Raw genomic sequence first — 24245 nt, 5'->3', positions numbered from 1 at the left:
GTTCCATCCTCTGAACAAAAGGCCCGCATCATGCGGGCCTTTTTTTGCCTGCCCGCTCCTGCGGATGGGACGGCACCCAAGCTCAGACCGCCAGCGCCGGCGCCCCAGGCGCGGCCAGCGCCAAGCCGTCCTTCATGCGCTGGGAGTCACCGACAAAGCAGCGGGCGGCCTGAAACAGAAACAGCAGGGTCAGGAACAGCGCCACCGGAATCAGGTACATGGCGTCGTGCAGGCCGATGGCCTTGAACTCCTCGGTCATCAGCTGCGCGCCGGCGGCGTACATCGCCGAGTGGGCGAAATGGTCCGACAGCGCACCGACCACCACCGGCCCCAGGCCACCACCGAGCAAGTACAGGCCGGCGAAGAACAGGGCCATGGCGGTGGCCCGCAAGCGCGGCTCGACCACATCCTGCAGGGCGGTGTAGACGCAGGTGTAGAAGTTGTAGGCAAACAGCCAGCCGACACTGAAGACCGCGACAAACACCCCGATCTCGACTCGCCCGGCATGCAGCGCCCAGCCGGTGGCCAGGGTCGAAATGATCAGGCTGCAGGCGGCGAACAGCAGGCGACCGTTGGCGATCCGCTGATGGATCTTGTCGGCGAACCAGCCGCCCAGGGTCAGCCCCACCAACCCGGTGACACCGACGATCAACCCGGTGGCCATCGCCGCCTCCTGCAAGGGCATGAGGAAGTAACGCTGGAGCATCGGCACCAGGAACGAGTTGCAGGCGTAGGTGGCGAAGTTGAAGGTCAGCCCGGCCAGGGTCAGCCAGAGAAAGGTCGGTATCGCCAGCACCCGGCGGATCGGTCGGTCGATAGGCACTTGCGCCACCTTCACCGTTTCAGCAGCGCCGCGCTTGGGCTCCTTGATGAAGAACATGAACACCGCCAGCACCAGCCCCGGCACCGCGGCAATGAAGAACGGCGCCCGCCAGCTGTCGAAGGCCTTGACCATGGCGCCGATGGTGAAGAATGCCAGCACCAGCCCCAGGGGCAGGCCAAGCATGAAGATGCCCATGGCCCGGGCCCGACGATGGGCCGGAAACAGGTCGCCAATCAGCGAGTTGGCCGCCGGCGCATAGCTGGCTTCGCCGATGCCGACCCCCATGCGCACCAGCAAGAAGCTCCAGAAACTGCCGACCATGCCGTTCACTGCGGTCAGCCCGCTCCACACCGCCAACCCCCAGCCCATCAGCTTGCTGCGCGAGCCGGTATCGGCCAGGCGCCCCAGGGGCAGGCCGGCGATGGCGTAGACGATGGTGAAGGCGGTGCCGATGATCCCCAGCTGAAAATCGCTCAAGTGCCATTCCATGCGGATCGGCTCGATGATGATGGCGGGGATGGTGCGATCGAAGAAGTTGAACAGGTTTGCCAAAAACAACAGGAACAGAATGCGCCAGGCATTTGCCGCTTGAGTCGAGTTATCCATGGGTCGATCTCTTTATTGTTATTCGGCCAGACGCAAACGAGCCTGGAAGCTGCAATCTAGTCAGGCCCGGTGCCGCTGTCTGTGATTATTCGCCAGCCTGATATCGACCCATCGCAGCCCGGCGTCCGGGCCCGGCCTCAAGGCGCCGCCCCCGGCATCAGCCAATCCGCCACAGCCCCCGCTACCCGGGCGTTTCCCAGTCTTTTCAAGGGCTTGGCCGAGGTTGAAAAAATACCTCGCGCCCCCCCTTCCCATGGCCAATGGGAAGCCTAGAATAGCCGCCTGCCTGCCCCCTTGACCCTTCCCTTTCCCTTTGAATACGCCCATGTCCGAAGCCAGTCCGTGTCTGAATTGCGGTGCCTGCTGTTCATACTTTCGTGTGTCTTTTTTCTGGGGCGAATGCGCCTCATCCGGTGGTACGGTCCCCGACGATCTGGTGCAGAGCATCAATCCCACGCGGGTGGCCATGCTCGGTACCGACTGCAAGTCGCCACGCTGCATCGCCCTTGAAGGCGAGGTCGGCCAGCGCGTGAGCTGCTCGATTTATGAACAACGCTCCAGCCCGTGCCGGGAGTTCGAAGCGTCCTGGGCCGACGGCCAGCACAACAGCGATTGCGACGCCGCCCGCGCGGCCTTCGGCCTCGCGCCACTGGACCCCATCGACCACGAACCCTGGTTCGAGAAAAGCGCTTAGCACCATTGGCGATAGCGCCCATAAGCAAATCATTGGCACCAAAATGCCACCTCCCATTGCAGCCACCGGGTGCCTTCTATACTCCAAGCACTCGTTGGCGCGCGGCTCCGCCGACATCCTATGACTCAGAGATGGGCATGCTATGGACTGGCTGGGTCTGCATTTCATCAGCGAGCTTCCTGACAGTGGGCAGGTAGTCCTGCACGGCACTCACAACCCGGTCCTGGTGCTGCTGGCCTACCTGGTAGCCTGTGCCGCCAGCTTCGCGACCCTGGACATGGCCGAGCGCATCAGTCACGTCGAGCAACCGTCCAGCCAACGCCTGTGGCGCTGTGTCGGCGCCTGCTGCCTGGCCGGGGGTATCTGGACCATGCACTTCATCGCCATGCTGGCGTTCGAAGCACCGCTGAAGATCCACTACGCCCTGCCACCGACCCTGCTGTCCCTGCTCATCGCCCTGATTGCCGCCTGGCTGGCGATGAACACCTTGAGCCACAAGCAATTGCCGTTGTGGCGCTGCGTCATTGCCGCGATATGGATCGGCCTGGGCATCAGCGGCATGCACTACGTCGGCGTCTCGGCCATGCGCTCCAGCGCCGGCCTGTATTACCAGCCGCTGCTCATGGGTCTGTCGCTGCTGCTGGCGATCGCTTGCAGCCTGGCGGCGCTGCTGCTGTCCCGGCACCTGCGCGATGGCAGCGGGATGTTCCATCAACTGCTCAAGTACGCCAGCAGCCTGTTGCTGGGCGGCGGCATCGTGCTGATGCACTTCACCGGCATGTGGTCCATGACCCTGGTCTTGCCCGCCGGCAGCGCGGTCGTCCCGGCCATTCCCAACGAGCACCTGCAACTGGGCCTGACCCTCAGCGTTATCATCCTGCTGATCATCGGCAGCGGCCTCAGCGCAGCCCTGGCGGACAAGAAACTGCAGCACAAGGAACGCGACCTGCACCGGGTCAACGCCTTGCTCTCGCAACTGGACCAGGCCCGGATGTCACTGCAGCAGGTGGCCCACTACGACGCCCTGACCAACCTGATCAACCGCCGCGGCTTCAACCAGCTGTTTGCGGAAAAGCTCATGGAGAAGACCCGCTACGGCGGCATGCTGGCGGTGATGTTCCTCGACATCGACCATTTCAAGCGCATCAACGACAGCCTGGGCCACGACGCCGGCGACGAGTTGCTCAAGGTCATCGCCGGGCATATCAAGAGCTCCACCCGCAGCCATGAAGACGTGGTGGCCCGCCTCGGCGGCGACGAGTTCTGCATTCTCATCACTCTCCACGAGCGCGATGAGGCGCGGCACATGGCCCAGCGCATCATGCACAAGATGAAGGAGCCGATCGAACTCGGCGGCCGGCGCATGGTGATGACCACCAGTATCGGCATCAGCGTCTTCCCCGATGACGGCAAGACCTGCGAGGAGCTGCTGAAAAACGCCGACCTGGCGCTGTATCAATCCAAGGACTCCGGGCGCAATACCCTGCACTTCTTCAACACCAGCCTCAAGACCCGGGCCACCCTGGAGCTGCAGCTGGAAGAGGAACTGCGCAACGCCCTGCGCGACGATCAAGGGCTGCTGCTGCACTACCAGCCGATCTACGACCTCAAGCGCGCCAGGGTCACCAAGCTCGAAGCCCTGATCCGCTGGCAACACCCGCAACACGGGCTGCTGACCCCGGATCGTTTCATCAACATCGCCGAAGCCAACGGCATGATCGCCGAACTGGACAACTGGGTACTGCGCAAGGCCTGCCAGGACCTGGGCCAGCTCTCGCAACAGGGGCGCGGCGAGCTGAAGATCGCGGTCAACTGCTCGGCCCTGAACCTGACGCGCGAGGCCCTGGCCACGGAGATCGAAAGCGCCCTGCGCGATGCCCGGGTGGCGCCGCAGCGCCTGGAGCTGGAGGTCACGGAGAACGCCCTGATGGGCAACATCGCCAGCACCCTGGCGCTGCTCCAGCAGATCCGCAGGCTGGGGGTGTCACTGTCGATCGACGACTTCGGCACGGGCTATTCGTCCCTGGCCTACCTCAAGCGCCTGCCGCTCAACACCCTGAAGATCGATCGCTCGTTCATTCAGGACATCCCCCATTCAACCCAGGACATGGAGATCGTGCAGGCGATCATCGTCATGGCCCACACCCTGCACCTGCAGGTGGTCACCGAGGGGGTGGAAACCCTGGAGCAACAGCGCTTCCTGGAACGCTACGGCTGCGACTACCTGCAGGGCTACCTGCTCAGCCGCCCGGTGCCGCTGCAGGATCTGCACCGGGTGCTGGATGAACTGGACCAGCGCCAGGAACGGCTCAATCCAGCCCTGTCGGATCCCGGTACAGGCGGATCAGGGTCGCCGGATCCTGCTCCAGGTAGCCCTGCGCTCCATGCAGGCGCATCAACTGTGCAGCTAATCCGCTGATCGGGGTCGCCGAGCCCTGCTCCCGGGACAATTTCACCGCGCCGTCCAGGTCCTTGAGCAGGGTCCGCACATGCCACTTCACCGGTTCGAAGCGGCTCTCGGCCATTTGCGGAGCGAGAATCTGCAAGGGTTTCGAATCGGCAAAGCCGCCGGCCAGGGCCTCGGCGATCAGCTTGGCGTCCACCCCCGAACGTTCCGCCAGGGCCACCACTTCGGCAATCACCAGGGCGTTGCAGGCGACGATCATCTGGTTGCAGGCCTTGGTCACCTGACCGGCGCCCACCGCGCCCATATGGGTGACCCGCTGCCCCAGGGTCAGCAGCACCGGGCGCACCCGTTCGATGTCCGCCGCCTCGCCGCCGACCATGATCGCCAGGCTGCCGGACTCGGCGCCCGTGGTGCCGCCGGAAACCGGGGCGTCGACCCAGGTCATGCCGGTGTCGCGAGCCAGCGCCGCGGCCATGTCCCGGGTGGCACTGGGCTCCAGGCTGGACAGGTCCAGAAGCAGTTGCCCGGCCCGGGCGCCCTGGGCAACACCATCAACGCCAAACACCACTTCGCGCACCACGTCGGTATTGGCCAGGCACAGCAGTACCAGATCGGCGTGTTCGCACAGCTGCGCCGGTGTGGCCACTTGTCGCGCCCCGGCGGCCACCAGGGGCGCGCATTTCTGCGGATTGCGGTTCCACACCGTCAGCTCATAGCCCGCAGCCAGCAGCCGGCGGCACATGGGCAGCCCCATCAGGCCGATCCCGGCAAACCCGAGTGAAGGTAACGCTGACATCATATTGCCCCCATTTGATTAAAGATCATCGAATACTGGCCGATTCATCATGATTCAGGAAAGGATTCCCCCGAGCGACGCTCAGTAAATACCCTGACGCCTTGGGCAAAATTCGCGCTCCACGCAGCGACGAGGTCCCATTCCGTGATGGTTCGCTGACACCTCGTCTCGAGCCAACCAGACCAGGCATATGGCGCACAATGACTTCTAAAAACAATCCTGCCAACGCAGTCTCCGAGATGACGCTGACCTCCCCCACATCAAGCCACTCAGATACGAAGCCATTGTCCAGTTCACGCCCCCTGTCGACCCAGCAGTACCTGTACTTCACCGAAACCAACACCGACCGCATCCTCGACAACCTCGACGGCCTGCGCGATTCCGTGTTTCCGCGTCCACCGCACCTGGAAGACGAGCAGGAAAACCGCCGCGACCAGGAATTCCCCTCGGTGTGCCTGATCGGCCTGGGCCGCTGCGGCTCCAACATCGCCCTGGATGTGGCGGAGCTGGTGTACAACGCCCGCAAGTTCTACCTCAACGAATTCAATAACGAAGACAAGGTCTACGAAGGCGGCTACAGCCCCGCGCAGTGGATTCGCCAGAACCTGCGCCTGGGCCAGAGCAAGGCCAGCAAGCCGGTGTTCCTGGTGGAACCGCTGGTGATGCTCGGCGACCTGGACAAGGACATCGCCGGGCGCATCCGCTTCTCGCGCAAGGGCGAAAAGAGCGGCTTCATCCGCGACTACAGCAAGATGAAGATCATGGACCTCTCGGAAGTCCACGCCGGCGGCGCCGGTAACGCGCCGATCCTCGGCCAGTACCTGGCCAAGATCATCCTCAACAAGGACACCCAGCGTTTCTCCAGCCCCGACTGGAAAATGATCCACTCGTACCTGATCGATTCCTGCGGGATCAAGGCCAACCAGTCGCGCCTGTACTTCTCGATCTTCAGTGCCGGCGGCGGTACCGGTTCGGGCATGGCTTCGGAGTTCGGCCTGGCCCAGCAGTACTCGTACATGAACAAGACCTTCGACACCAAGCCGATGGACGAGCACGACAGCAAGAGCGGCCACTCCTTCGTCTTCGAGCCGATCTTCACCAGTGGCATCTGCGTGCTGCCGAACATCTCGGACCATCGCAGCGAAATGTCCGAGGCGCTGCATATCAACGCCGGCCGCCTGCTGTGCAAATACCTTTCGGAAGAGTGGGACTTCTCCTACAACTTCGACAACGAAGACAGCAGCGAAGCCAGTGTGATGGGGCGGATCCGCCCGTGGAACGCGATGATGCTGATCTCCAACGACATCATGCGTTACGCCGAAGAAAGCGATGACGGCAACATCCAGAACATCGACGTCAACGCCATGGAGAAGCACGCCAACCAGTACATCTCCCAGCAGATCTTCAACATCCTCACCGCCCAGGCGGTGACCACCGACTACGACCAGAACTACTTCCGGCGCGCCGGCATCGACATCGGCGAGACCATCCGCCTGGACGCCAACGACCTGTTCATGAGCCTGGCCGGCCCGGTGGCGATCGCCTATGCCGAATCCGTGGTGCCGGAGCAGCCGGTGCCCACCGGCGACAAGTTCAAGGTGTTCGAGAAAGAGCCGCAGCGCCTGAACATCGACGACCTGTTCTTCCGCTCCATCGACCTGCCGCACTTCAACAAGGTGACCCAGGCCATCGAAGGCATCAGCCTGCTGCCGATCGAGTCCAAGCGCTATCGCGCGGCCCTGGAGCAGTACAAGGCGTCGGGTTATGACGCGGCGGCGCTGCACGACCTGCACTTCTTCAAGAACTGCTCGTCGGTGGTGTCGATCGTCTCCCTGCCCAAGGACTACAAGCTGTCCTACATGGACCTGAACCGGCTCAAGACCCACCTCAACAGCCTGTTCCCCAACACCACCCTCAAGCGTTATGCGCTGGTGATCGGCGCTTCGGCCAACCTGTCGCTGACCACCCTGATCGCCAAGAGCCCGTGCCTGTCGGACGACTTCCTGACCCTGATCGTGGCCTTTATCAAGCGTTGCTTCGCGCGCAATCCGTACCGCTTCGACGACACCCTGGACAACTCGGTGCTGGATTTCATCGTCAGCGAGCAATTCGACGAAGACCGCATCGACGATCTGCTCAACGAATTCGAGAACCCGGCGAAGATCCTCGATACCAACTGGTACGCGATCAAGCCGATGTACGAGAAGAAGTACCGCGAGCTGATCAACGACAAGGACAAGTTCGTCTCGATCAACGACATCCGCCTGTCTCGGGATTGCGTGAAGAAGGCCATCAAGTACCTGCGGGAAATCTACCGTCACCGCATCGGCAAGACCCGGGTCATCTCCCTCAACAGCCACACGGGCAAGACCGCCTACTGACCGGGCTGCACCGACAAGCCGGCTCCTGCGCCCTGCAGGAGCCGGCTTGTCGGCGAATGGGTCATTGGCTCACACCACGAAACAATTAAGCAGCTCGTCGGATGGGCTTGAAACTGTGCCCCTTCCGTGAACGTCACCCTGGCTGAAAGCCTTGTGGGGCCTTTCTCCACGGCAAGGTGCCATCACGAAATTCACGGTTACTCGGCTACACACTTTTGTCCGACAAAACGTCGCACCAAATCGGCGCACGCCGTCAGCGCGCTGCTCTTTCCTGGGTCAGAATCCACGGTGAAACCACCACCGCCCACAGCTGCGGATCACGTTCCAACAGATCGGACGCCCGCGTCGCAGACAGCTTTTCAACCTTCCCTTCGGCCAGCCAGGCCGCGACTTTTTGCGCCTCGTTCTGCGCCACCGCCTGGGCCGCCTCGATCAGATCCAGCTCGGCGTCGACCCACAATAGGGCACCCTTGGCGAAGAACGGCTCCAGTTCCTTCCAGCTGATAGATGCGGTCTCACCAAGCAGCTTGGCATAGAGGGTGCTAGGTTCTTGAGTCATGGGACTGTCCAGAAATGAAATCGGCGCAATCATAACGTCGGTGCTCTGGCAGAAAAACCCAGAAGCAAATGCGTCACCGATCGAGAAGCTCAGAAGCGCCAGGGACTGACGCCAAACCGGGCGCAAGCCACGCCGCAAATCTGTCTTTTTCTTTCAATTAAGCGACACTCCGCGTTTTTGCCCCCAGCCGCCAGCTTTTCAAGCGAACAACCGGCGCTCTACACTGTACCGGTACAGTTGCCAGGGGCATTTCCGACGGATATTCGCGATATATCTGATTCGGTTCTGCGACCCAAGGCCGCCGGAACTATAAAAATTACAACAGTAAGAGTGGAGCACTATGAATAAGGCTACTAAGCAGATTTCCAAACTGTTTGCCGCTATGGTCCTGGCCGGTGTTGCCAGCCATTCGTTCGCAGCTGACACCATCAAGATCGGTATCGCCGGCCCCAAGACCGGCCCGGTAGCCCAATACGGCGACATGCAGTTCAGTGGCGCCAAAATGGCCATCGAACAGATCAACGCCAAGGGCGGCGTCAACGGCAAGAAGCTCGAAGCCGTTGAATACGATGACGCCTGCGACCCTAAACAAGCCGTGGCGGTGGCCAACAAAGTGGTCAACGATGGCGTCAAGTTCGTGGTCGGCCACCTGTGCTCCAGCTCCACTCAACCCGCTTCCGACATCTACGAAGACGAAGGCGTGGTGATGATCACCCCCGCCGCCACCAGCCCGGACATCACCGCCCGTGGTTACAAGATGGTGTTCCGCACCATCGGCCTGGACAGCGCCCAGGGCCCGGCCGCCGGCAACTACATCGCCGATCACGTGAAGCCCAAGATCGTCGCCGTGCTCCACGACAAGCAGCAGTACGGTGAAGGCATCGCCACCGCCGTGAAGCAGACCCTGGAGAAGAAAGGCACCAAAGTGGCCGTGTTCGAAGGCATCAACGCCGGCGACAAGGACTTCTCTTCGCTGATCGCCAAGCTCAAGCAAGCCAACGTCGACTTCGTCTACTACGGCGGCTACCACCCAGAGCTGGGCCTGATCCTGCGTCAAGCCCAGGAAAAGGGCCTGAAGGCCAAGTTCATGGGTCCGGAAGGCGTGGGTAACGACTCCATTTCGCAGATCGCCAAGGACGCTTCCGAAGGCCTGCTGGTAACCCTGCCGAAATCCTTCGACCAGGACCCGGCCAACGTCGCCCTGGCTGACGCGTTCAAGGCCAAGAAAGAAGACCCGAGCGGTCCTTTCGTATTCCCTTCCTACTCCGCCGTTGAAGTGATCGCTGGCGCCATTACCAACGCCAAGAGCGAAGACTCGGCCAAGGTGGCTGAAGCCATCCACGCCGGCACCTTCAAGACCCCCACCGGCGACCTGAGCTTCGATGCCAAGGGCGACTTGAAAGACTTCAAATTCGTGGTCTACGAGTGGCACTTCGGCAAACCTAAAACCGAAGTTTCTCTTCAGTAAGGCGCGGCCTGACTGACTGCCAATAAAGCCCACGGCTCGCCGTGGGCTTTGTTTTAAGAATGTATGGGCCTGTATTCCGTGATCCGGAATCCCGCCCACCTGAAAATCTCAAAACCGTCATCAGCGGTTCGCTGGCAAAACCCAGCCCGAAGTGGGTGCAGATCCACGGGGCCTGGGCGGGAAAATGACTCCACCAGTGAAATGCGTATCAGGTTTTTAGGAGCGTTGTAATGCCTGACATCTATCACTTTTTCCAACAGCTGGTTAACGGTCTGACCGTTGGCAGCACGTATGCCCTGATCGCCATCGGCTACACGATGGTCTACGGCATCATTGGAATGATCAACTTCGCCCACGGCGAGGTGTACATGATCGGCTCCTACGTGGCGTTCATCGCCATCGCCGGGCTGGCCATGATGGGACTCGACAGTGTCCCGCTGTTGATGACCGCAGCCTTCATCGCGAGCATCGTCGTCACCAGTGCCTACGGCTACAGCATCGAACGGATCGCCTACCGCCCCTTGCGTGGCAGTAACCGCCTGATCCCGCTGATCTCGGCCATCGGCATGTCGATCTTCCTGCAGAACACCGTTCTGCTGGCGCAGGACTCCAAGGATAAATCCATTCCCAACCTGATCCCGGGCAACTTCTCCATCGGGCCAGGCGGCGCACATGAAGTGCTGATTTCCTACATGCAGATCGTGGTATTCGTGGTGACCCTGGTGGCCATGCTCGGTCTGACGCTGTTCATCTCCCGTTCTCGCCTGGGACGCGCCTGCCGCGCCTGCGCCGAGGACATCAAGATGGCCAACCTCCTGGGGATCAATACCAACAACATCATCGCCCTGACCTTCGTGATCGGCGCCGCACTGGCCGCTATCGCCGCCGTGCTGCTGAGCATGCAATACGGTGTGATCAACCCCAACGCCGGTTTCCTGGTGGGCCTCAAGGCCTTCACCGCAGCGGTCTTGGGCGGCATCGGCAGTATCCCGGGCGCGATGCTCGGCGGGCTGGTGCTGGGGGTGGCCGAAGCCTTTGGCGCCGACGTGTTCGGCGACCAGTACAAGGATGTCGTGGCGTTCGGCCTGTTGGTTCTGGTGCTGTTGTTTCGTCCGACCGGCATTCTGGGCCGTCCGGAGGTTGAGAAAGTATGACTAGGAATCTTAAATCGGCGCTGTTCAGCGCCCTGTTGGTCTGGGCCGTCGCCTACCCGGTGCTGGGCCTGAAACTGACCATCGTCGGCATCAACCTGGAAGTCCACGACACCAGCCCGGCCATTCTCGCCACCATCGCGGTGTGCTCGGTGCTGATGTTCCTGCGGGTGCTGTTCCACAGCCAGATCAGCGCCGCCTGGAAGTCCTCTCCCAGCATGCCGCTGATCCCGGCCAAGGCCAGCAACTTCCTGACCCTGCCCGGCACTCAGCGCTGGATCATCCTGGCGTTGATCCTCGGCGCCCTGATCTGGCCGTTCTTCGGCTCCCGCGGCGCGGTGGACATCGCCACGCTGATCCTGATCTACGTGATGCTGGGCCTGGGCCTGAACATCGTCGTCGGTCTGGCCGGCCTGCTGGACCTGGGCTACGTGGGCTTCTACGCCGTCGGCGCCTACAGCTACGCGCTGCTGTCGCACTACTTCGGCCTGAGCTTCTGGATCTGCCTGCCGATCGCCGGGATGATGGCGGCCACCTTCGGCTTCCTGCTGGGGTTCCCGGTGCTGCGCCTGCGGGGCGACTACCTGGCCATCGTGACCCTGGGCTTCGGCGAGATCATCCGTCTGCTGCTGCGCAACATGACCGATCTCACCGGCGGCCCGAACGGCATCAGCAACATCGAGAAGCCGACGTTCTTCGGCCTGACCTTCGAACGCAAGGCGGCGGAAGGCCTGCAGACCTTCCACGAGTTCTTCGGCCTGGAATACAACTCGATCAACAAGGTGATCTTCCTCTACCTGGTGGCCCTGCTGCTGGCGCTGGGAGCGCTGTTCGTCATCAACCGCCTGCTGCGCATGCCGATTGGCCGCGCCTGGGAAGCCTTGCGTGAAGACGAGATCGCCTGCCGCGCCCTGGGCCTGAACCCCACCGTGATCAAGCTCTCGGCCTTTACCCTGGGCGCCGCGTTCGCCGGTTTTGCCGGCAGCTTCTTCGCCGCGCGCCAAGGCCTGGTGACCCCGGAGTCCTTCACCTTCATCGAGTCGGCGATCATTCTCGCCATCGTCGTGCTGGGTGGCATGGGCTCGCAGCTGGGGGTGATCCTGGCGGCGATCGTGATGATCCTCTTGCCTGAACTGATGCGTGAATTCAGCGAATACCGGATGTTGATGTTCGGCGCCATGATGGTGCTGATGATGATCTGGCGTCCTCAAGGTCTGCTGCCCATGCAACGTCCTCACATGGAGCTGCGCAAATGAGCCGCGAGATCCTCAAAGTAACCGGCCTGTCGATGCGTTTCGGCGGCCTGCTGGCGGTCAATGGCGTGGCCCTGACCGTCAAGGAAAAACAAGTGGTGGCGCTGATCGGCCCGAACGGCGCCGGCAAGACCACGGTGTTCAACTGCCTGACCGGCTTCTACCAGCCCAGCGCCGGCAGCATTCTCCTGGACGGCGAGCCGATCGAAGGCCTGCCGGGCCACAAGATCGCCCGCAAGGGCGTGGTGCGGACCTTCCAGAACGTGCGGCTGTTCAAGGACATGACGGCGGTCGAGAACCTGTTGATCGCCCAGCACCGTCACCTGAACACCAACTTCCTGGCCGGTCTGTTCAAGACCCCGGCGTTCCGCAAGAGCGAGCGCGAGGCCATGGAATACGCCGGCTACTGGCTGGACAAGGTCAACCTGCGGGAGTTCGCCAACCGTCCCGCCGGCACCCTGGCCTACGGTCAGCAACGGCGCCTGGAAATCGCTCGCTGCATGATGACCCGTCCGCGGATCCTCATGCTCGACGAACCGGCCGCCGGCCTCAACCCCAAGGAAACCGAGGACCTGAAAGCGCTGATCAGCGTGCTGCGTGAGGAGCACAACGTCACCGTGCTGCTGATCGAGCACGACATGAAGCTGGTCATGAGCATTTCCGACCATATCGTGGTGATCAACCAGGGCACGCCCCTGGCCGACGGTACGCCGGAACAGATCCGCGACAATCCCGAAGTGATCAAAGCCTACCTGGGGGAAGCGTAAATGCTGCAGTTCGAAAACGTTTCCACCTTCTACGGCAAGATCCAGGCGTTGCACAGCGTCAACGTCGAAATCCGCCAGGGCGAAATCGTCACCCTGATCGGCGCCAACGGTGCCGGCAAATCCACCCTGCTGATGACCCTCTGCGGTTCGCCGCAGGCCCACAGCGGCAGCATCCGTTACCTGGGTGAAGAGCTGGTGGGGCAAAGTTCGGCGCAGATCATGCGCAAGAGCATTGCCGTGGTGCCCGAGGGCCGCCGGGTATTCGCCCGCCTGACCGTGGAGGAGAACCTCGCCATGGGCGGGTTCTTCACCGACAAGGACGACTACCAGGAGCAGATGGACAAGGTCCTGGGGCTGTTCCCACGGCTCAAGGAGCGCTTCACCCAGCGCGGCGGCACCATGTCCGGCGGCGAACAGCAGATGCTCGCCATCGGCCGGGCGCTGATGAGCAAACCCAAGCTGTTGCTGCTGGACGAGCCGTCCCTGGGCCTGGCGCCGATCATCATTCAGCAGATCTTCGACATCATCGAACAGCTGCGCCGCGACGGCGTGACGGTGTTCCTGGTGGAGCAGAACGCCAACCAGGCGCTGAAGATCGCCGACCGCGCCTATGTGCTGGAAAACGGCCGGGTGGTGATGCAAGGCACCGGCGAGGCACTGCTGACCGATCCGAAGGTGCGCGAAGCCTATCTGGGCGGCTAAGCCCGCGCGTCAATGAAAACGGCCCTTCGGGGCCGTTTTTTTGTTCCGGAATAAAAAACTCCGTCCCAGGCTGTAACAAATCCCCAGGTGCCTTCTCTAGAGGGATAAGCAAGCAAACACGCTTTCTTAAACCCACCCCGATCCGGAGAAACACCATGAACACCACTCGCACCTTGTCCGCCACCGCCCTGGTCCTGGCCCTGGGTTCCGCCCTGAGCATCGCCGCGGTGTCCACCAGCGCCCAGGCTGCCGGCGATATGGAGAAATGCTTCGGCGTGGCCATGAAGGGCAAGAACGATTGCGCCGCGGGCGCCGGCACCACCTGCGCCGGGACTTCCAAGGTCAACGATCAGGCCAACGCCTGGAAGCTGGTGCCCAAGGGCACTTGCGAAAAAACCGCCAGCAGCACCTCGCCCACCGGTTTCGGCCAGCTCGAAGCCTTCAAAGCCAAGTCCTGATCCTGCATCAGCCTGAGTGTCGATGATGAACAACGCCCTGAACCACTGCCCCCGCCACGACATTCAGGCGTGCGCCCCGAGCCTGCCGCCCCGCGCAGGCCTGGGGCTCAAGAGCGAACACTTCAAGGAGGTTCTCGAACAGCGGCCCGACCTGGGCTTTTTCGAGGTGCACGCCGAGAACTACATGGTGGCCGGCGGCCCCTTCCATCATTACCTGGGGCTGATTCGCCAGGAGTATCCGCTGTCGCTGCACGGTGTCGGCCTGTCCATTGGTGGCGAAGGCCCCCTGGACAGCGCGCATCTGCAGCGCCTGGCGGTTCTGGTCGAGCGCTATCAACCCCAGTCCTTTTCCGAACACCTGGCCTGGTCCAGCCACGGCCCGGTGTTCCTCAACGACCTGCTGCCCCTGGCCTACGATGAGCCGACCCTGCAGCGGGTCTGCGAACACATCGATCAACTGCAGAATCACCTGGGGCGAACCATGCTGCTGGAAAACCCCGCCACCTACCTGCAGTTCCAACGCTCGACCCTGGACGAGACGGACTTCATCCGCGAAGTGATCCAGCGCAGCGGCTGCGGCCTGCTGCTGGACGTCAACAACCTCTACGTCTCGTGCATCAACCACCAGCGCGATCCCCAGGCCTACCTGCAGGCGCTGCCGCTGCACGCGGTGGGCGAGATTCATCTGGCCGGGTTCGCCGAAGACCGGGACAGCCTCGGCGACCGCCTGTTGATCGATGACCACGGCGCCCCGGTGGACCGGGAAGTCTGGGCCCTGTACCAGCAGGTGCTGGAGCGGATCGGCCCCATGGCCACCCTGATCGAACGGGACAATCAGGTACCGAGCCTCACCACCCTGCTGGGGGAGGCCGCGCAGGCACAGGCGCTGTTGCAGCGGGCGCAGGTGCAGCCATGAGCAACCACGCCCTCTTCGCCCAGGCGCTATTGAGCAGCGAAGCCACCTGCCCGGCGGGGCTTTGCAGCAGCAACGGCGCCGATCCGGCCAGCCGCTTCGCGGTCTATCGCAATAACGTGCAAGGCTCGCTGATCAACGCCCTCTCGGAAGCCTACCCGGTGGTGACGCAACTGGTGGGGCAGACATTCTTCAGTGCCATGGCCCGCCTGTATGTGCAGGATTTCCCCCCGCACAGCCCGTTGCTCGGCGACTACGGCCAGGACCTGGCGGACTTTATCCGGGGCTTCGCTCCGGCGGCGGCCCTGCCCTATCTGGCCGATATGGCGCGCCTGGAACGGCTGCGGGTCGAGGCTTATCACGCCGCCGACGCCGAACCTCTGCCACCGGCCCGGTTGCTGGCGGCGATGAACCAGCCCGATCGCCTCGGCCAGCTCTGCCTGCGGCTGCATCCGTCACTGCGCACCCTGCACTCGGCCTTCGCCATCGTCAGCCTGTGGGCCGCACACCAGAGCGATGCCGCCTGGCCGGCGTTCGATCTGCACCAGGGCCAGCACGCCCTGGTGCTGCGCAACGCCCTGGAGGTACAGGTGATGGTGCTGGACGCCGGTAGCGCCACCTTCATCGACAGCCTGCGCCACCACTGGCCGCTGGAAATCGCCGCCGCTCATGCCCTGGACGCCCAGGCCGACTTCGACCTGGGCCAGTGCCTGGGCCTGCTGCTGGCCCACGGTGCCCTCATCGACCTGCAACCTCACCAGAAGGCTTGACCATGAACACCCAGACACCTGCCCCCGTTAGCGGACTGCTGCACCGGATCATTCAAGGGTTCGAGCGCATTCCCTACAGCCTGATCGCCTTCGTCGCGCGTTTTTCCATCGCCGCGGTGTTCTGGAAGTCCGGCCAGACCAAGATCGAAGGCCTGGCCATCGACCTGTTCTCCGGAACTTTCGAACTGGGCTGGCCGCGTCTGGCGGACTCCACCCTTCCCCTGTTCCAGAGCGAATACCACGTGCCCCTGCTGAGCCCGGAAGTGGCGGCGCACCTGGCGGCCTTCGCCGAGCACTTTTTCCCGGTGCTGATCCTGCTGGGACTGGCCACGCGCTTTTCCGCCCTGGCGCTGCTGGGGATGACCCTGACCATCCAGCTCTTCGTCTACCCCGACGCCTACCCGACCCACGGCACCTGGGCGGCGATCTTCCTGCTGTTGATGGCCCGTGGTCCGGGCGTGTTCTCCCTCGACCACCTGCTGGCCCGGCATTTTCACCACCGTCCTCTGTAGCCGCTGCCGCAGGCTGCGAACAGGGCCGTAGGCCCTGGAACCGATTCAAGTTCGCAACCCGCCGGCCGCGACTACAGACGATCCAGCGCCTCACCGCTGCGCCGGAACCAGTCCATCAGGTAATCGGCCAGGACCTGGGTGCGCCTGGGCAGGCCGCCCTGATAGGGGTGCACCAGGTACATCGGCATGCTGCGGGTCTGGTAGTCCCGCAACAGCCAGCGCAAGCGGCCATCGGCCAGCTCGCTGTGCAGCACATAGGACGGCAGCCGGGCTATTCCCGCCCCCACCAGGGCGGCCTTCTTCAGCAGGTTGTAGTGATTGCTGGCAAAGGGCCCGGAGACCCGCACCCGCAGCAGCTCGTGACGCTGGTGATAGAGCCACTCCTCCCGCCCACTGTAGTGACTGTTGAGCAGGCAGCGATGCTCGGCCAGCTCCGCGGGAGTCTGCGGCTCACCGAATTGCTCCAGGTAAGCCGGGCTGGCGCAGGTCATTTCATGCCAGGCCAGCAGCGGCCGGGCCACCAGGCGCTGGTCGCTGGCCACCTCGGAACGCACGGCCAGGTCAAAGCCTTCCCGGGCCAGGTCGCGGTAGCTGTTGTTCAGGTCCAGCTCGATCTGCACCTGGGGGTAGTGCCGGGAGAACTCCAGCAGCAGGCCGTCGAAAAAGGTTTCGCCCAAGGACACCGGCACGGTCAGGCGCACGGGCCCGGCCATGTCGTCCTTGAGCCGCGCCAGGGCCTGATGCGCTCGTTCCACTTGGGCAACCAGGGCCTGGGCCTGGGGCAGCAACGCCGCGCCCGCGGCAGTCAGGTCCAGGCGCCGGGTGGTGCGTTGCAACAGCACCACGGCGTAGCGTGCCTCCAGGGCGCTGAGGCGCTTGGACAACTGGCCCTTGCTGCAACCCAGGCGCTGGGCCGCCAGGGTAAAGCTGCCCGCCTCCACCAGCACGGCAAACGCCGCCAGGTCATCCATCTCGCTCATGGACTGTTTCCATTTGAAAACCAAAGGTTGCCTATTAGCGCGTTAATCCACGAAAAAAACCACTCTAGACTGCAAGTTCTTCCCCCCTTATCGAGGAACGACCCATGAAGATTCTCTTGATCGGTGCCAACGGCACCATTGGTTCGGCGGTTGACCGGGAACTGTCCCAGCGTCACGAGGTGATCCGGATCGGCCGTAGCAGCGGCGACTTCCAGGTGGACATCAGTGATGCCCAGTCGATTCGCGCCCTGTTCGAGAAAACCGGACGCTTCGATGCGCTGGTCTGCGCCGCCGGCAACGTCACCTTCGCGCCCCTGGCAGACATGACCGCCGAGCACTTCAGCCTGGGCCTGCAGGACAAGCTGATGGGCCAGGTCAACCTGCTGCTGATCGGCCGCGAGTACGCCAACGATGGCGCGTCCTTCACCTTCACCACCGGCATCTTGAGCCACGACCCGATCCGCAGCGGGGCCTCGGCGGCCCTGGTCAACGGCGCCCTCGACAGCTTCGTGCGCGCCGCCGCCATCGAACTGCCGCGGGGCCTGCGGATCAACTCGATCAGCCCCAACGTGCTGCAGGAAGCCATGGGCAGCTATGCCCCGTACTTCCGTGGCTTCAAGCCGGTGCCAGCGGCTGACGTGGCCCTGGCCTACGCCAAGAGCGTGGAAGGCCTGCAGACCGGCCAGACCTACCGCGTCGGCTGATCCCGCTTGAGTGGGGCTGGCTTGTGTAGGAGCTGGCTTGCCAGCGAAGACGTCCTCCCGAACCACACAAGGCTCCATGGCCTCTTCGCCGGCAAGCCGGCTCCTGCGGTTGATGGCGCCGCAGCGTTCAATCCGGGGTTGTGGTGACCGGGCGGGCTGCGTAACGTGTCGGCTTCCGCTTGGAGGCCCGATGATGCGCACTGCCCGTTCACTGCTTTGTTTCGCCCTGTTGCCGCTGTTTGCCGGCTGCCAGATGCTGCCGATGTTCAACCAACAGCCCCAGGCCCCCTCCATGGCCGGGCTGACCCGGATGCAGGGTGAACTCAGTGCGGCAGACAGCAAATTGCTGTTCAAGCCCTGCACCGAGGATCGCCGCTATGTGGTCAGTGACGGCGGCGGCACCAGCGTGCTGCAGGAGGCCGCCACCCTGGCGGAGAAACAGGGCAAGCTGTTCGCCGACCTGCGGGGCAAGTTCTCCGCCGGTGGCAGCAGCGACGGCCAGCTGGACCTGCGCCAGCTGTACCGCGTCGAGCGCTCCGCCAGCGCCTGCGGCGACCCGAACTTCCAGCGCCTGATCCTGCGGGCCGGCAGCAAGAACCCGGCCTGGAACGTCGATGTCAGCGCCAAGGGCATGATGATCGAACGCGCCGGCCAACCGACCCTGGCCCTGCCCTATCTGGAAGAACAGTTGGGCGACGGCCGTTTCAACCTCACCAGCGAAGCCAATCACCAGCGCGTGGAGCTCTGGGTGGCGCCGCAGCGTTGCGTCGACCCGACGACCGGCAGCGTCCAGCACCTGAGTGCCGAACTGCGGGTGGACGGTCAGGTGCAGCGCGGTTGCGGCTATTTCGGCGGCTCGCGCAACGACTGATTCGACGAGCAGCGGTTTTAGCCTCACGGCCAGGGAGGATTGCGGCTTATAATCGCCGGTTTGTGCAAAGCAAGCCGGCGCACTGTTGCGCACCGCCTACCCGGATCCTGTCATGTTACGAATCACCGAACTCAAGTTGCCGATCGACCATCCCGATGAAGACCTGCGCGCCGCTATCGTGCAGCGCCTGGGAATCGCCAGCGATGAGCTGCTCGATTTCACCTTGTTCAAACGCAGCTACGACGCACGCAAGAAGTCGTCCGAGCTGTGCTTCATCTACACCATCGACCTCAGCGTGCGCGACGAAGCGCCGCTGCTGCTCAAGTTCGCCGACGACCGTAACGTCAACCCGGCGCCGGATGTCAGCTACAAGGTGGTGGGCCAGGCCCCGGCAGAGCTGAGCGAACGGCCGATCGTGGTGGGTTTCGGCCCTTGCGGGATCTTCGCCGGCCTGTTGCTGGCGCAGATGGGCTTCAAGCCGATCATCCTCGAACGCGGCAAGGAAGTGCGCCAGCGCACCAAGGACACCTGGGGCCTGTGGCGCAAGAGCGTGCTCAACCCCGAGTCCAACGTGCAGTTTGGCGAAGGCGGTGCCGGGACCTTCTCCGACGGCAAGCTCTACAGCCAGATCAAGGACCCGCAGCACCACGGCCGCAAGGTGCTCCACGAGTTCGTCAAGGCCGGTGCGCCGGACGAGATCCTCTACGTCAGCAAGCCGCACATCGGCACCTTCCGCCTGACCGGCGTGGTGGAAAACATGCGCCAGCAGATCATCGCCCTGGGCGGTGAAGTGCGCTTCGAGCAGCGGGTTACCGACGTGTTGATCGAAGACGGCCAATTGCAGGGCGTGGAGCTGGCCAGCGGCGAACAGCTGCATTCGCGGCACGTGATCCTGGCCCTGGGCCACAGCGCCCGCGACACCTTCCGCATGCTCCACAGCCGTGGCGTGTACATGGAGGCCAAGCCGTTCTCGGTGGGTTTCCGTATCGAGCACCCGCAGTCGCTGATCGACAGTGCGCGCCTGGGCAAGTACGCCGGCCACCCGAAACTCGGCGCCGCCGACTACAAGCTGGTGCACCACGCCAAGAACGGCCGTTCGGTCTATAGCTTCTGCATGTGCCCAGGCGGCACCGTGGTGGCCGCCACGTCCGAGCCGAACCGGGTGGTGACCAACGGCATGAGCCAGTACTCGCGCAACGAGCGCAACGCCAACTCCGGCATCGTGGTCGGCATTACTCCGGAAGTGGATTACCCGGGTGGCCCGCTGGCGGGTATCGAGCTGCAGGAGCGTCTGGAATCCCACGCCTTCGTCCTGGGCGGCAGCAACTATCAGGCCCCGGCACAACTGGTGGGCGACTTTATCGCCGGCAAACCCACCACCGCCCTGGGCAGCGTCGAGCCCTCCTACAAGCCCGGCGTGAGCCTGGGCGACCTGGCCCTGGCCTTGCCGGACTTCGCCATCGAGGCCATTCGTGAAGCGCTGCCGGCCTTTGAGCGGCAGATCAAGGGCTACTCCCTGCACGACGCGGTGCTGACCGGTATCGAGACCCGCACCTCATCGCCATTGCGCATCACCCGCGATGCCTCGATGCAGAGCCTGAATGTGAAGGGGCTGTACCCGGCCGGTGAAGGCGCCGGTTATGCCGGGGGGATTCTCTCCGCCGGGGTCGACGGGATTCGCATTGCCGAAGCCGTGGCCCGCGACATCCTCGGCATCCAGGCCTGACGCAGCGGCCCTTTCGCCGGCCAGCCGGCTCCTACCGCCTGCCGTAGGAGCTGGCTCGCCAGCGAAGATGTCATCCAGGACAGTGCAAGGCTCAAGGGCCTGTTCGCCGGCAAGCCGGCTCCTACGACAGGTTCAGATGCCGGCGCGCAATACGCTGGCGGGGAGTGCCTCGCCACGCTCGACGCTGGCCGCTACCGCGTCGATCAAGGCATCCAACTCATACCCCTGCTCCGCCAGCCACTGCTGATCGTAGTAAGTGGTCGCATAGCGCTCACCGCCATCACAGAGAATCGCCACGATCGAACCGCTTTCGCCGGCCGCGGCCATGTGCTGGGCGGCCATCAATGCGCCGATCAGGTTGGTGCCACTGGAACCGCCGACCCGCCGACCCAGGCGCTGGGCCAGGTAGTGCATGGCTGCCAGGGACAGGGCATCCGGCACCTTGACCATGGCGTCGATCACCTTGGGCAGGAACGAAGCTTCGACCCGCGGCCGGCCGATGCCTTCGATCCGCGAACCGCAATCGAGGCGCAGGCTGGCATCGCCGCTCTGGTAGTAGTCGAAGAACACCGAACGCTCGGCGTCGGCACACAGCACCCGGGTGCAGTGCTGGCGGTAACGCACGTAACGCCCCAGGGTCGCGGTGGTGCCTCCGGTGCCGGGGCTGGAGATCAGCCAGCTGGGCTCCGGGTAACGCTCGAAGCGCAACTGCTGGAAGATCGATTCGGCGATGTTGTTGTTGGCCCGCCAGTCGGTGGCGCGCTCGGCGTAGGTGAACTGATCCATGAAGTGGCCGCCACTTTCACGGGCCAGGCGCTCGGACTCGGCATAGATCTGCGTTGGATCCTGTACCAAATGGCTCTTGCCGCCATAGAAAGCGATCTGGGCGATCTTTTCCTGGGAAGTGCTGGCGGGCATCACGGCAATGAAAGGCAGGCCCAGGAGACGGGCAAAATAGGCTTCGGAAATCGCCGTCGAGCCGCTGGACGCCTCGATCACCGGCGCACCGGGCTTGAGCCAGCCGTTGCACAGGGCGTAGAGAAACAGCGAGCGGGCCAGACGATGCTTGAGACTGCCGGTGGGATGGCTGGATTCATCCTTGAAATACAGCTCGATGCCCGGCTGCCCCGGCAGCGGCAATGGAATCAGATGGGTGTCGGCGCTGCGCTGGAAGTCGGCTTCGATGATGCGGATGGCCTCACGGGCCCACTGGCGATTGTCGCTCATGTTCTATTCTCGTCAGATCGAACGCCGTACCGGCGCAAGAAGATGAAATGCCCCCGGGCTGGATGATCCGGGGAGCCGGGGAGCCGGGACTGACAGGCGCTTTCCCCAGGAAAAACGGCCCGCAACGCCCCGGATCAGACATGTTATGAAATAACTTTCAGGGCTTACAGGTACAGCTGAGAAGCAATTGGAAACACAACTGCAAATGAGCATTTTTAAGCGGGCCCTTTAGCCTCTGCATATAACAAAAAAGAATATAACTTTTGTTTTAACAACTAACTGTACGGGTTAGGGTGTGCCACCTATTTTCGATTTAGATGGAGAGCGACCTTGCCTCTGCGTAGCACTTTCACTCGTTTCTTTGCCATGGAAGCTGCCAGCGGTCTGTTATTGATCGCCGCTGCCATCCTGGCTCTCATCATCAACAACTCGCCACTGTCCTGGCTGTACAACGGTCTGCTGGAAACCCCGGTGGTGGCACAGATCGGCGCCCTGAAGATCGCCAAACCGCTTCTGCTGTGGATCAACGACGGCCTGATGGCGCTGTTCTTCCTGCTGATCGGCCTTGAGGTCAAGCGCGAAGTTCTGGAAGGCCAACTGTCCAAACCTTCGCAAATCGTTCTGCCGGGCATGGCGGCCATTGGCGGCATGTTGGTTCCGGCACTGATCTACTGGTTTCTCAACCGGGACAATCCGGCGGCGCTCAATGGCTGGGCGATTCCGACGGCCACCGACATCGCCTTCGCCCTGGGGGTCCTGGCCCTGCTGGGCAAACGGGTGCCGACCTCGCTCAAGCTGTTCCTCATGACCCTGGCGATCATCGATGACCTGGGGGCCATCGTGATCATCGCGATCTTCTACTCCGGGGCCCTGTCGACCCTGTCGCTGATGCTGGCGGCCGCCTGCATCGCCGCCCTGGTGGCGATGAACCGCATGGGGGTGGTGAAACTCGGGCCGTACATGATCATCGGCCTGATTCTCTGGGTTTGCGTACTCAAGAGTGGCGTCCATGCCACCCTGGCCGGCGTGACCCTGGCCTTCTGCATTCCCCTGCGCACCCGCAATGCCGAGCCCTCGCCCTCGCAGGCCCTGGAACACGCTCTGCATCCCTGGGTGGCGTTCGGCATCCTGCCACTGTTCGCCTTCGCCAACGCCGGCCTGTCCCTGAGCGGCGTGACCCTTGAGAGCTTCACCCACCATGTGCCAATGGGCATCGCCATCGGCCTGCTGCTGGGCAAGACCATCGGCGTGTTCGGCCTCAGCTGGCTGGCGGTCAAGAGCGGACTCACGGCCCTGCCTGCCGGCGCCAACTGGGGCCAGATCCTGGGGGTGGCGATTCTCTGCGGTATCGGCTTCACCATGAGCCTGTTCGTCGGTTCCCTGGCCTTTGAGCCCGGCAGCAGCGACTACGCGGGCATGGACCGCATGGGGATTCTCACCGGCTCGCTGCTGGCGGCGCTGATCGGTTACGCCGTCACCGCGGCCGCCAGCCGCAAGAACACGGCGCTGAGCTCCTGATCAAGCAGGATCGGCCAGCCTGAAAACACAAAACCCCGACCAGTTGCCTGGCCGGGGTTTTGTTTTGCAGCAAAGGTATCAGCGGGTAACGCGGCTGGTGCCGTTAACGGTCATGATGCGTACGCGATCGCCGATCCGGAACACTTCGTTTTCCTGTACCTGCTGCACATAGGCACGCATGCTGCCGTCGTCTTCACGCACGGTGATTTCGACGCCCTGGGTGCGGGTCAGGCCTTCTTCAGTGGCCGAACCCAGCAGACCTCCCGCTACCGCGCCGATCACCGCAGTGACGATGCTGCCACGACCGCCGCCGATGGCGCTGCCACCCACACCGCCAATCACAGCGCCAGCAGCGCCGCCGATTGGGGTCTTGGTGCCTTCGATTTTCACCGGACGCAGGGATTCGATGGTGCCCATACGCACGGTTTGCACGCGACGCGCTTCGTCACGGGAGTAGGAGTCACCGGTCAGGTTAGAGGCACAACCGCCGAGCAACGTTGCCATCGCGGTGAAAGACGCAACCAGCAAAACAGACTTACGCATAGGATCAACTCCAAAGGACAGATGGTCATTAGACTCCGCAGCTTGACGCCTGTCACGGCGCAGCCCGGATAAAATTGGTTTCATTCAGCCGAAGTACAGACTGTATAAACGCTAAACCTTCTCAATACGGTGACGCCAGTTTGCCGCATAGCGCCGCCGAACAAAGGATTCTCCATGGATTACTTCATCATCATCGTGACCACCGTCGCCGGTCTGTACTTCCACTGGTGGCTGTATGTACGCATCAAGCGCTGGACAGACCGGGACCTGGCACTGTCCATGGCCGGGAGCGATGAACAGAAGAAGCAATTCATGCTGCAACAACTGGCCGAGGCCCAACGTCAGAAAGTAAAACGCCGGGACCTACCGCAATGGCTCGAAGCCGCTGCGGCCGGTTATCCCGGCGAGTGATCCGC

The 24245-nt window shown here is 63.0% G+C and carries 23 protein-coding genes; 17 read left to right on the top strand and 6 right to left on the bottom strand.

What is annotated here, in order from left to right:
• Positions 1-82: 82 nt before the first annotated feature.
• Entirely contained in the window at positions 83-1429 is a 1347-nt protein-coding gene (locus POS17_RS06625; RefSeq protein WP_060837867.1) for a spinster family MFS transporter, read from the bottom strand.
• Positions 1430-1754: 325 nt separating this feature from the next.
• Between POS17_RS06625 and POS17_RS06615 the strand changes: the two genes are divergently transcribed.
• On the top strand, positions 1755-2123 hold the full coding sequence (locus POS17_RS06615; protein WP_047302217.1) for a YkgJ family cysteine cluster protein: 369 nt from the start codon (positions 1755-1757) through the stop codon (positions 2121-2123).
• Between the two features lie 142 nt (positions 2124-2265).
• The gene (locus POS17_RS06610) at positions 2266-4542 is read left to right on the top strand and encodes a putative bifunctional diguanylate cyclase/phosphodiesterase (protein ID WP_060837865.1); all 2277 of its coding nucleotides are present in this window, start codon (positions 2266-2268) and stop codon (positions 4540-4542) included.
• Here the strand turns inward: POS17_RS06610 and POS17_RS06605 are convergent.
• Positions 4433-5329, bottom strand: a complete 897-nt coding sequence (locus POS17_RS06605; protein ID WP_060837864.1) for an NAD(P)-dependent oxidoreductase — start codon at positions 5327-5329, stop codon at positions 4433-4435. The genes POS17_RS06610 and POS17_RS06605 overlap by 110 nt on opposite strands.
• Before the next feature lie 197 nt (positions 5330-5526).
• Between POS17_RS06605 and POS17_RS06600 the strand changes: the two genes are divergently transcribed.
• Entirely contained in the window at positions 5527-7707 is a 2181-nt protein-coding gene (locus POS17_RS06600; RefSeq protein ID WP_060837863.1) for a hypothetical protein, read from the top strand.
• Positions 7708-7960: 253 nt separating this feature from the next.
• Here POS17_RS06600 and POS17_RS06595 read toward each other — a convergent pair whose 3' ends face one another.
• A complete protein-coding gene (locus tag POS17_RS06595) occupies positions 7961-8266 on the bottom strand; it encodes a DUF2288 domain-containing protein (RefSeq protein WP_060841883.1) in 306 nt (101 codons plus the stop codon).
• Between the two features lie 340 nt (positions 8267-8606).
• On the opposite strand from POS17_RS06595, the gene POS17_RS06590 reads away from it, so the two are divergent.
• From POS17_RS06590 to POS17_RS06550, 9 genes are all read left to right on the top strand, one after another.
• Positions 8607-9734, top strand: a complete 1128-nt coding sequence (locus POS17_RS06590) for a branched-chain amino acid ABC transporter substrate-binding protein (RefSeq protein WP_060837862.1) — start codon at positions 8607-8609, stop codon at positions 9732-9734.
• A 230-nt stretch (positions 9735-9964) separates the two neighbouring features.
• A complete protein-coding gene (gene livH, locus POS17_RS06585; protein WP_025127777.1) occupies positions 9965-10888 on the top strand; it encodes a high-affinity branched-chain amino acid ABC transporter permease LivH in 924 nt (307 codons plus the stop codon).
• Positions 10885-12141, top strand: a complete 1257-nt coding sequence (locus POS17_RS06580) for a high-affinity branched-chain amino acid ABC transporter permease LivM (RefSeq protein WP_047302207.1) — start codon at positions 10885-10887, stop codon at positions 12139-12141. Before livH ends, POS17_RS06580 begins: the two co-directional genes overlap by 4 nt.
• Entirely contained in the window at positions 12138-12905 is a 768-nt protein-coding gene (livG, locus tag POS17_RS06575; RefSeq protein WP_060837861.1) for a high-affinity branched-chain amino acid ABC transporter ATP-binding protein LivG, read from the top strand. The genes POS17_RS06580 and livG overlap by 4 nt, the downstream gene beginning before the upstream one ends.
• Positions 12906-13607 carry an ABC transporter ATP-binding protein gene (locus POS17_RS06570; RefSeq protein WP_060837860.1) on the top strand — a complete coding sequence of 234 codons (702 nt, stop codon included), beginning with the start codon at positions 12906-12908 and terminating at the stop codon, positions 13605-13607.
• Between the two features lie 155 nt (positions 13608-13762).
• Positions 13763-14065 (top strand): BufA1 family periplasmic bufferin-type metallophore, encoded by a 303-nt coding sequence (locus POS17_RS06565; RefSeq protein ID WP_060837859.1) that lies wholly within the window; start codon positions 13763-13765, stop codon positions 14063-14065.
• A gap of 25 nt (positions 14066-14090) precedes the next feature.
• Positions 14091-14981 carry an MNIO family bufferin maturase gene (gene bufB, locus POS17_RS06560; RefSeq protein WP_060837858.1) on the top strand — a complete coding sequence of 297 codons (891 nt, stop codon included), beginning with the start codon at positions 14091-14093 and terminating at the stop codon, positions 14979-14981.
• Positions 14978-15748, top strand: coding sequence for an HvfC/BufC N-terminal domain-containing protein (locus POS17_RS06555; RefSeq protein WP_060837857.1), 771 nt, complete (start codon positions 14978-14980; stop codon positions 15746-15748). Before bufB ends, POS17_RS06555 begins: the two co-directional genes overlap by 4 nt.
• A gap of 2 nt (positions 15749-15750) precedes the next feature.
• The gene (locus POS17_RS06550; RefSeq protein WP_060837856.1) at positions 15751-16260 is read left to right on the top strand and encodes a DoxX family protein; all 510 of its coding nucleotides are present in this window, start codon (positions 15751-15753) and stop codon (positions 16258-16260) included.
• A 71-nt stretch (positions 16261-16331) separates the two neighbouring features.
• Here the strand turns inward: POS17_RS06550 and POS17_RS06545 are convergent, their stop codons facing one another.
• Positions 16332-17240 (bottom strand): LysR family transcriptional regulator, encoded by a 909-nt coding sequence (locus POS17_RS06545; RefSeq protein ID WP_060837855.1) that lies wholly within the window; start codon positions 17238-17240, stop codon positions 16332-16334.
• Between the two features lie 104 nt (positions 17241-17344).
• Here POS17_RS06545 and POS17_RS06540 point away from each other — a divergent pair, with 104 nt between their 5' ends.
• The 3 genes from POS17_RS06540 (at position 17345) to POS17_RS06530 (ending at position 20541) form a co-directional block, all read left to right on the top strand.
• Positions 17345-17944, top strand: a complete 600-nt coding sequence (locus POS17_RS06540; RefSeq protein WP_060837854.1) for a short chain dehydrogenase — start codon at positions 17345-17347, stop codon at positions 17942-17944.
• A gap of 193 nt (positions 17945-18137) precedes the next feature.
• Entirely contained in the window at positions 18138-18815 is a 678-nt protein-coding gene (locus POS17_RS06535) for a COG3650 family protein (RefSeq protein WP_060841882.1), read from the top strand.
• A gap of 112 nt (positions 18816-18927) precedes the next feature.
• Positions 18928-20541, top strand: coding sequence for an NAD(P)/FAD-dependent oxidoreductase (locus POS17_RS06530; protein ID WP_060837853.1), 1614 nt, complete (start codon positions 18928-18930; stop codon positions 20539-20541).
• Between the two features lie 132 nt (positions 20542-20673).
• Here POS17_RS06530 and POS17_RS06525 read toward each other — a convergent pair whose 3' ends face one another.
• On the bottom strand, positions 20674-21768 hold the full coding sequence (locus tag POS17_RS06525; RefSeq protein WP_060837852.1) for a PLP-dependent cysteine synthase family protein: 1095 nt from the start codon (positions 21766-21768) through the stop codon (positions 20674-20676).
• Positions 21769-22098: 330 nt separating this feature from the next.
• On the opposite strand from POS17_RS06525, the gene nhaA reads away from it, so the two are divergent.
• Positions 22099-23286, top strand: coding sequence for a Na+/H+ antiporter NhaA (gene nhaA, locus POS17_RS06520; protein ID WP_060837851.1), 1188 nt, complete (start codon positions 22099-22101; stop codon positions 23284-23286).
• Between the two features lie 78 nt (positions 23287-23364).
• On the opposite strand, the gene POS17_RS06515 is transcribed toward nhaA, so the two are convergent.
• Positions 23365-23829 (bottom strand): glycine zipper 2TM domain-containing protein, encoded by a 465-nt coding sequence (locus tag POS17_RS06515; protein WP_060837850.1) that lies wholly within the window; start codon positions 23827-23829, stop codon positions 23365-23367.
• A gap of 174 nt (positions 23830-24003) precedes the next feature.
• On the opposite strand from POS17_RS06515, the gene POS17_RS06510 reads away from it, so the two are divergent.
• Complete coding sequence (locus POS17_RS06510) at positions 24004-24240, top strand: hypothetical protein (protein ID WP_016965080.1); 237 nt, start codon at positions 24004-24006, stop codon at positions 24238-24240.
• Positions 24241-24245 lie beyond the last annotated feature (5 nt).

The organism is Pseudomonas sp. Os17 (assembly GCF_001547895.1).
Classification (GTDB): domain Bacteria; phylum Pseudomonadota; class Gammaproteobacteria; order Pseudomonadales; family Pseudomonadaceae; genus Aquipseudomonas.
Note: the sequence above shows the minus strand (reverse complement) of the source record. Positions and strands in the feature narration are given on the sequence as shown.

Coding starts and splice junctions, on each gene's coding strand:
- POS17_RS06625 (WP_060837867.1), bottom strand. CDS start 1,429: ATGGATAACTCGACTCAAGCGGCAAATGCCTGGCGCATTCTGTTCCTG.
- POS17_RS06615 (WP_047302217.1), top strand. CDS start 1,755: ATGTCCGAAGCCAGTCCGTGTCTGAATTGCGGTGCCTGCTGTTCATAC.
- POS17_RS06610 (WP_060837865.1), top strand. CDS start 2,266: ATGGACTGGCTGGGTCTGCATTTCATCAGCGAGCTTCCTGACAGTGGG.
- POS17_RS06605 (WP_060837864.1), bottom strand. CDS start 5,329: ATGATGTCAGCGTTACCTTCACTCGGGTTTGCCGGGATCGGCCTGATG.
- POS17_RS06600 (WP_060837863.1), top strand. CDS start 5,527: ATGACTTCTAAAAACAATCCTGCCAACGCAGTCTCCGAGATGACGCTG.
- POS17_RS06595 (WP_060841883.1), bottom strand. CDS start 8,266: ATGACTCAAGAACCTAGCACCCTCTATGCCAAGCTGCTTGGTGAGACC.
- POS17_RS06590 (WP_060837862.1), top strand. CDS start 8,607: ATGAATAAGGCTACTAAGCAGATTTCCAAACTGTTTGCCGCTATGGTC.
- livH (WP_025127777.1), top strand. CDS start 9,965: ATGCCTGACATCTATCACTTTTTCCAACAGCTGGTTAACGGTCTGACC.
- POS17_RS06580 (WP_047302207.1), top strand. CDS start 10,885: ATGACTAGGAATCTTAAATCGGCGCTGTTCAGCGCCCTGTTGGTCTGG.
- livG (WP_060837861.1), top strand. CDS start 12,138: ATGAGCCGCGAGATCCTCAAAGTAACCGGCCTGTCGATGCGTTTCGGC.
- POS17_RS06570 (WP_060837860.1), top strand. CDS start 12,906: ATGCTGCAGTTCGAAAACGTTTCCACCTTCTACGGCAAGATCCAGGCG.
- POS17_RS06565 (WP_060837859.1), top strand. CDS start 13,763: ATGAACACCACTCGCACCTTGTCCGCCACCGCCCTGGTCCTGGCCCTG.
- bufB (WP_060837858.1), top strand. CDS start 14,091: ATGAACAACGCCCTGAACCACTGCCCCCGCCACGACATTCAGGCGTGC.
- POS17_RS06555 (WP_060837857.1), top strand. CDS start 14,978: ATGAGCAACCACGCCCTCTTCGCCCAGGCGCTATTGAGCAGCGAAGCC.
- POS17_RS06550 (WP_060837856.1), top strand. CDS start 15,751: ATGAACACCCAGACACCTGCCCCCGTTAGCGGACTGCTGCACCGGATC.
- POS17_RS06545 (WP_060837855.1), bottom strand. CDS start 17,240: ATGAGCGAGATGGATGACCTGGCGGCGTTTGCCGTGCTGGTGGAGGCG.
- POS17_RS06540 (WP_060837854.1), top strand. CDS start 17,345: ATGAAGATTCTCTTGATCGGTGCCAACGGCACCATTGGTTCGGCGGTT.
- POS17_RS06535 (WP_060841882.1), top strand. CDS start 18,138: ATGCGCACTGCCCGTTCACTGCTTTGTTTCGCCCTGTTGCCGCTGTTT.
- POS17_RS06530 (WP_060837853.1), top strand. CDS start 18,928: ATGTTACGAATCACCGAACTCAAGTTGCCGATCGACCATCCCGATGAA.
- POS17_RS06525 (WP_060837852.1), bottom strand. CDS start 21,768: ATGAGCGACAATCGCCAGTGGGCCCGTGAGGCCATCCGCATCATCGAA.
- POS17_RS06515 (WP_060837850.1), bottom strand. CDS start 23,829: ATGCGTAAGTCTGTTTTGCTGGTTGCGTCTTTCACCGCGATGGCAACG.
- POS17_RS06510 (WP_016965080.1), top strand. CDS start 24,004: ATGGATTACTTCATCATCATCGTGACCACCGTCGCCGGTCTGTACTTC.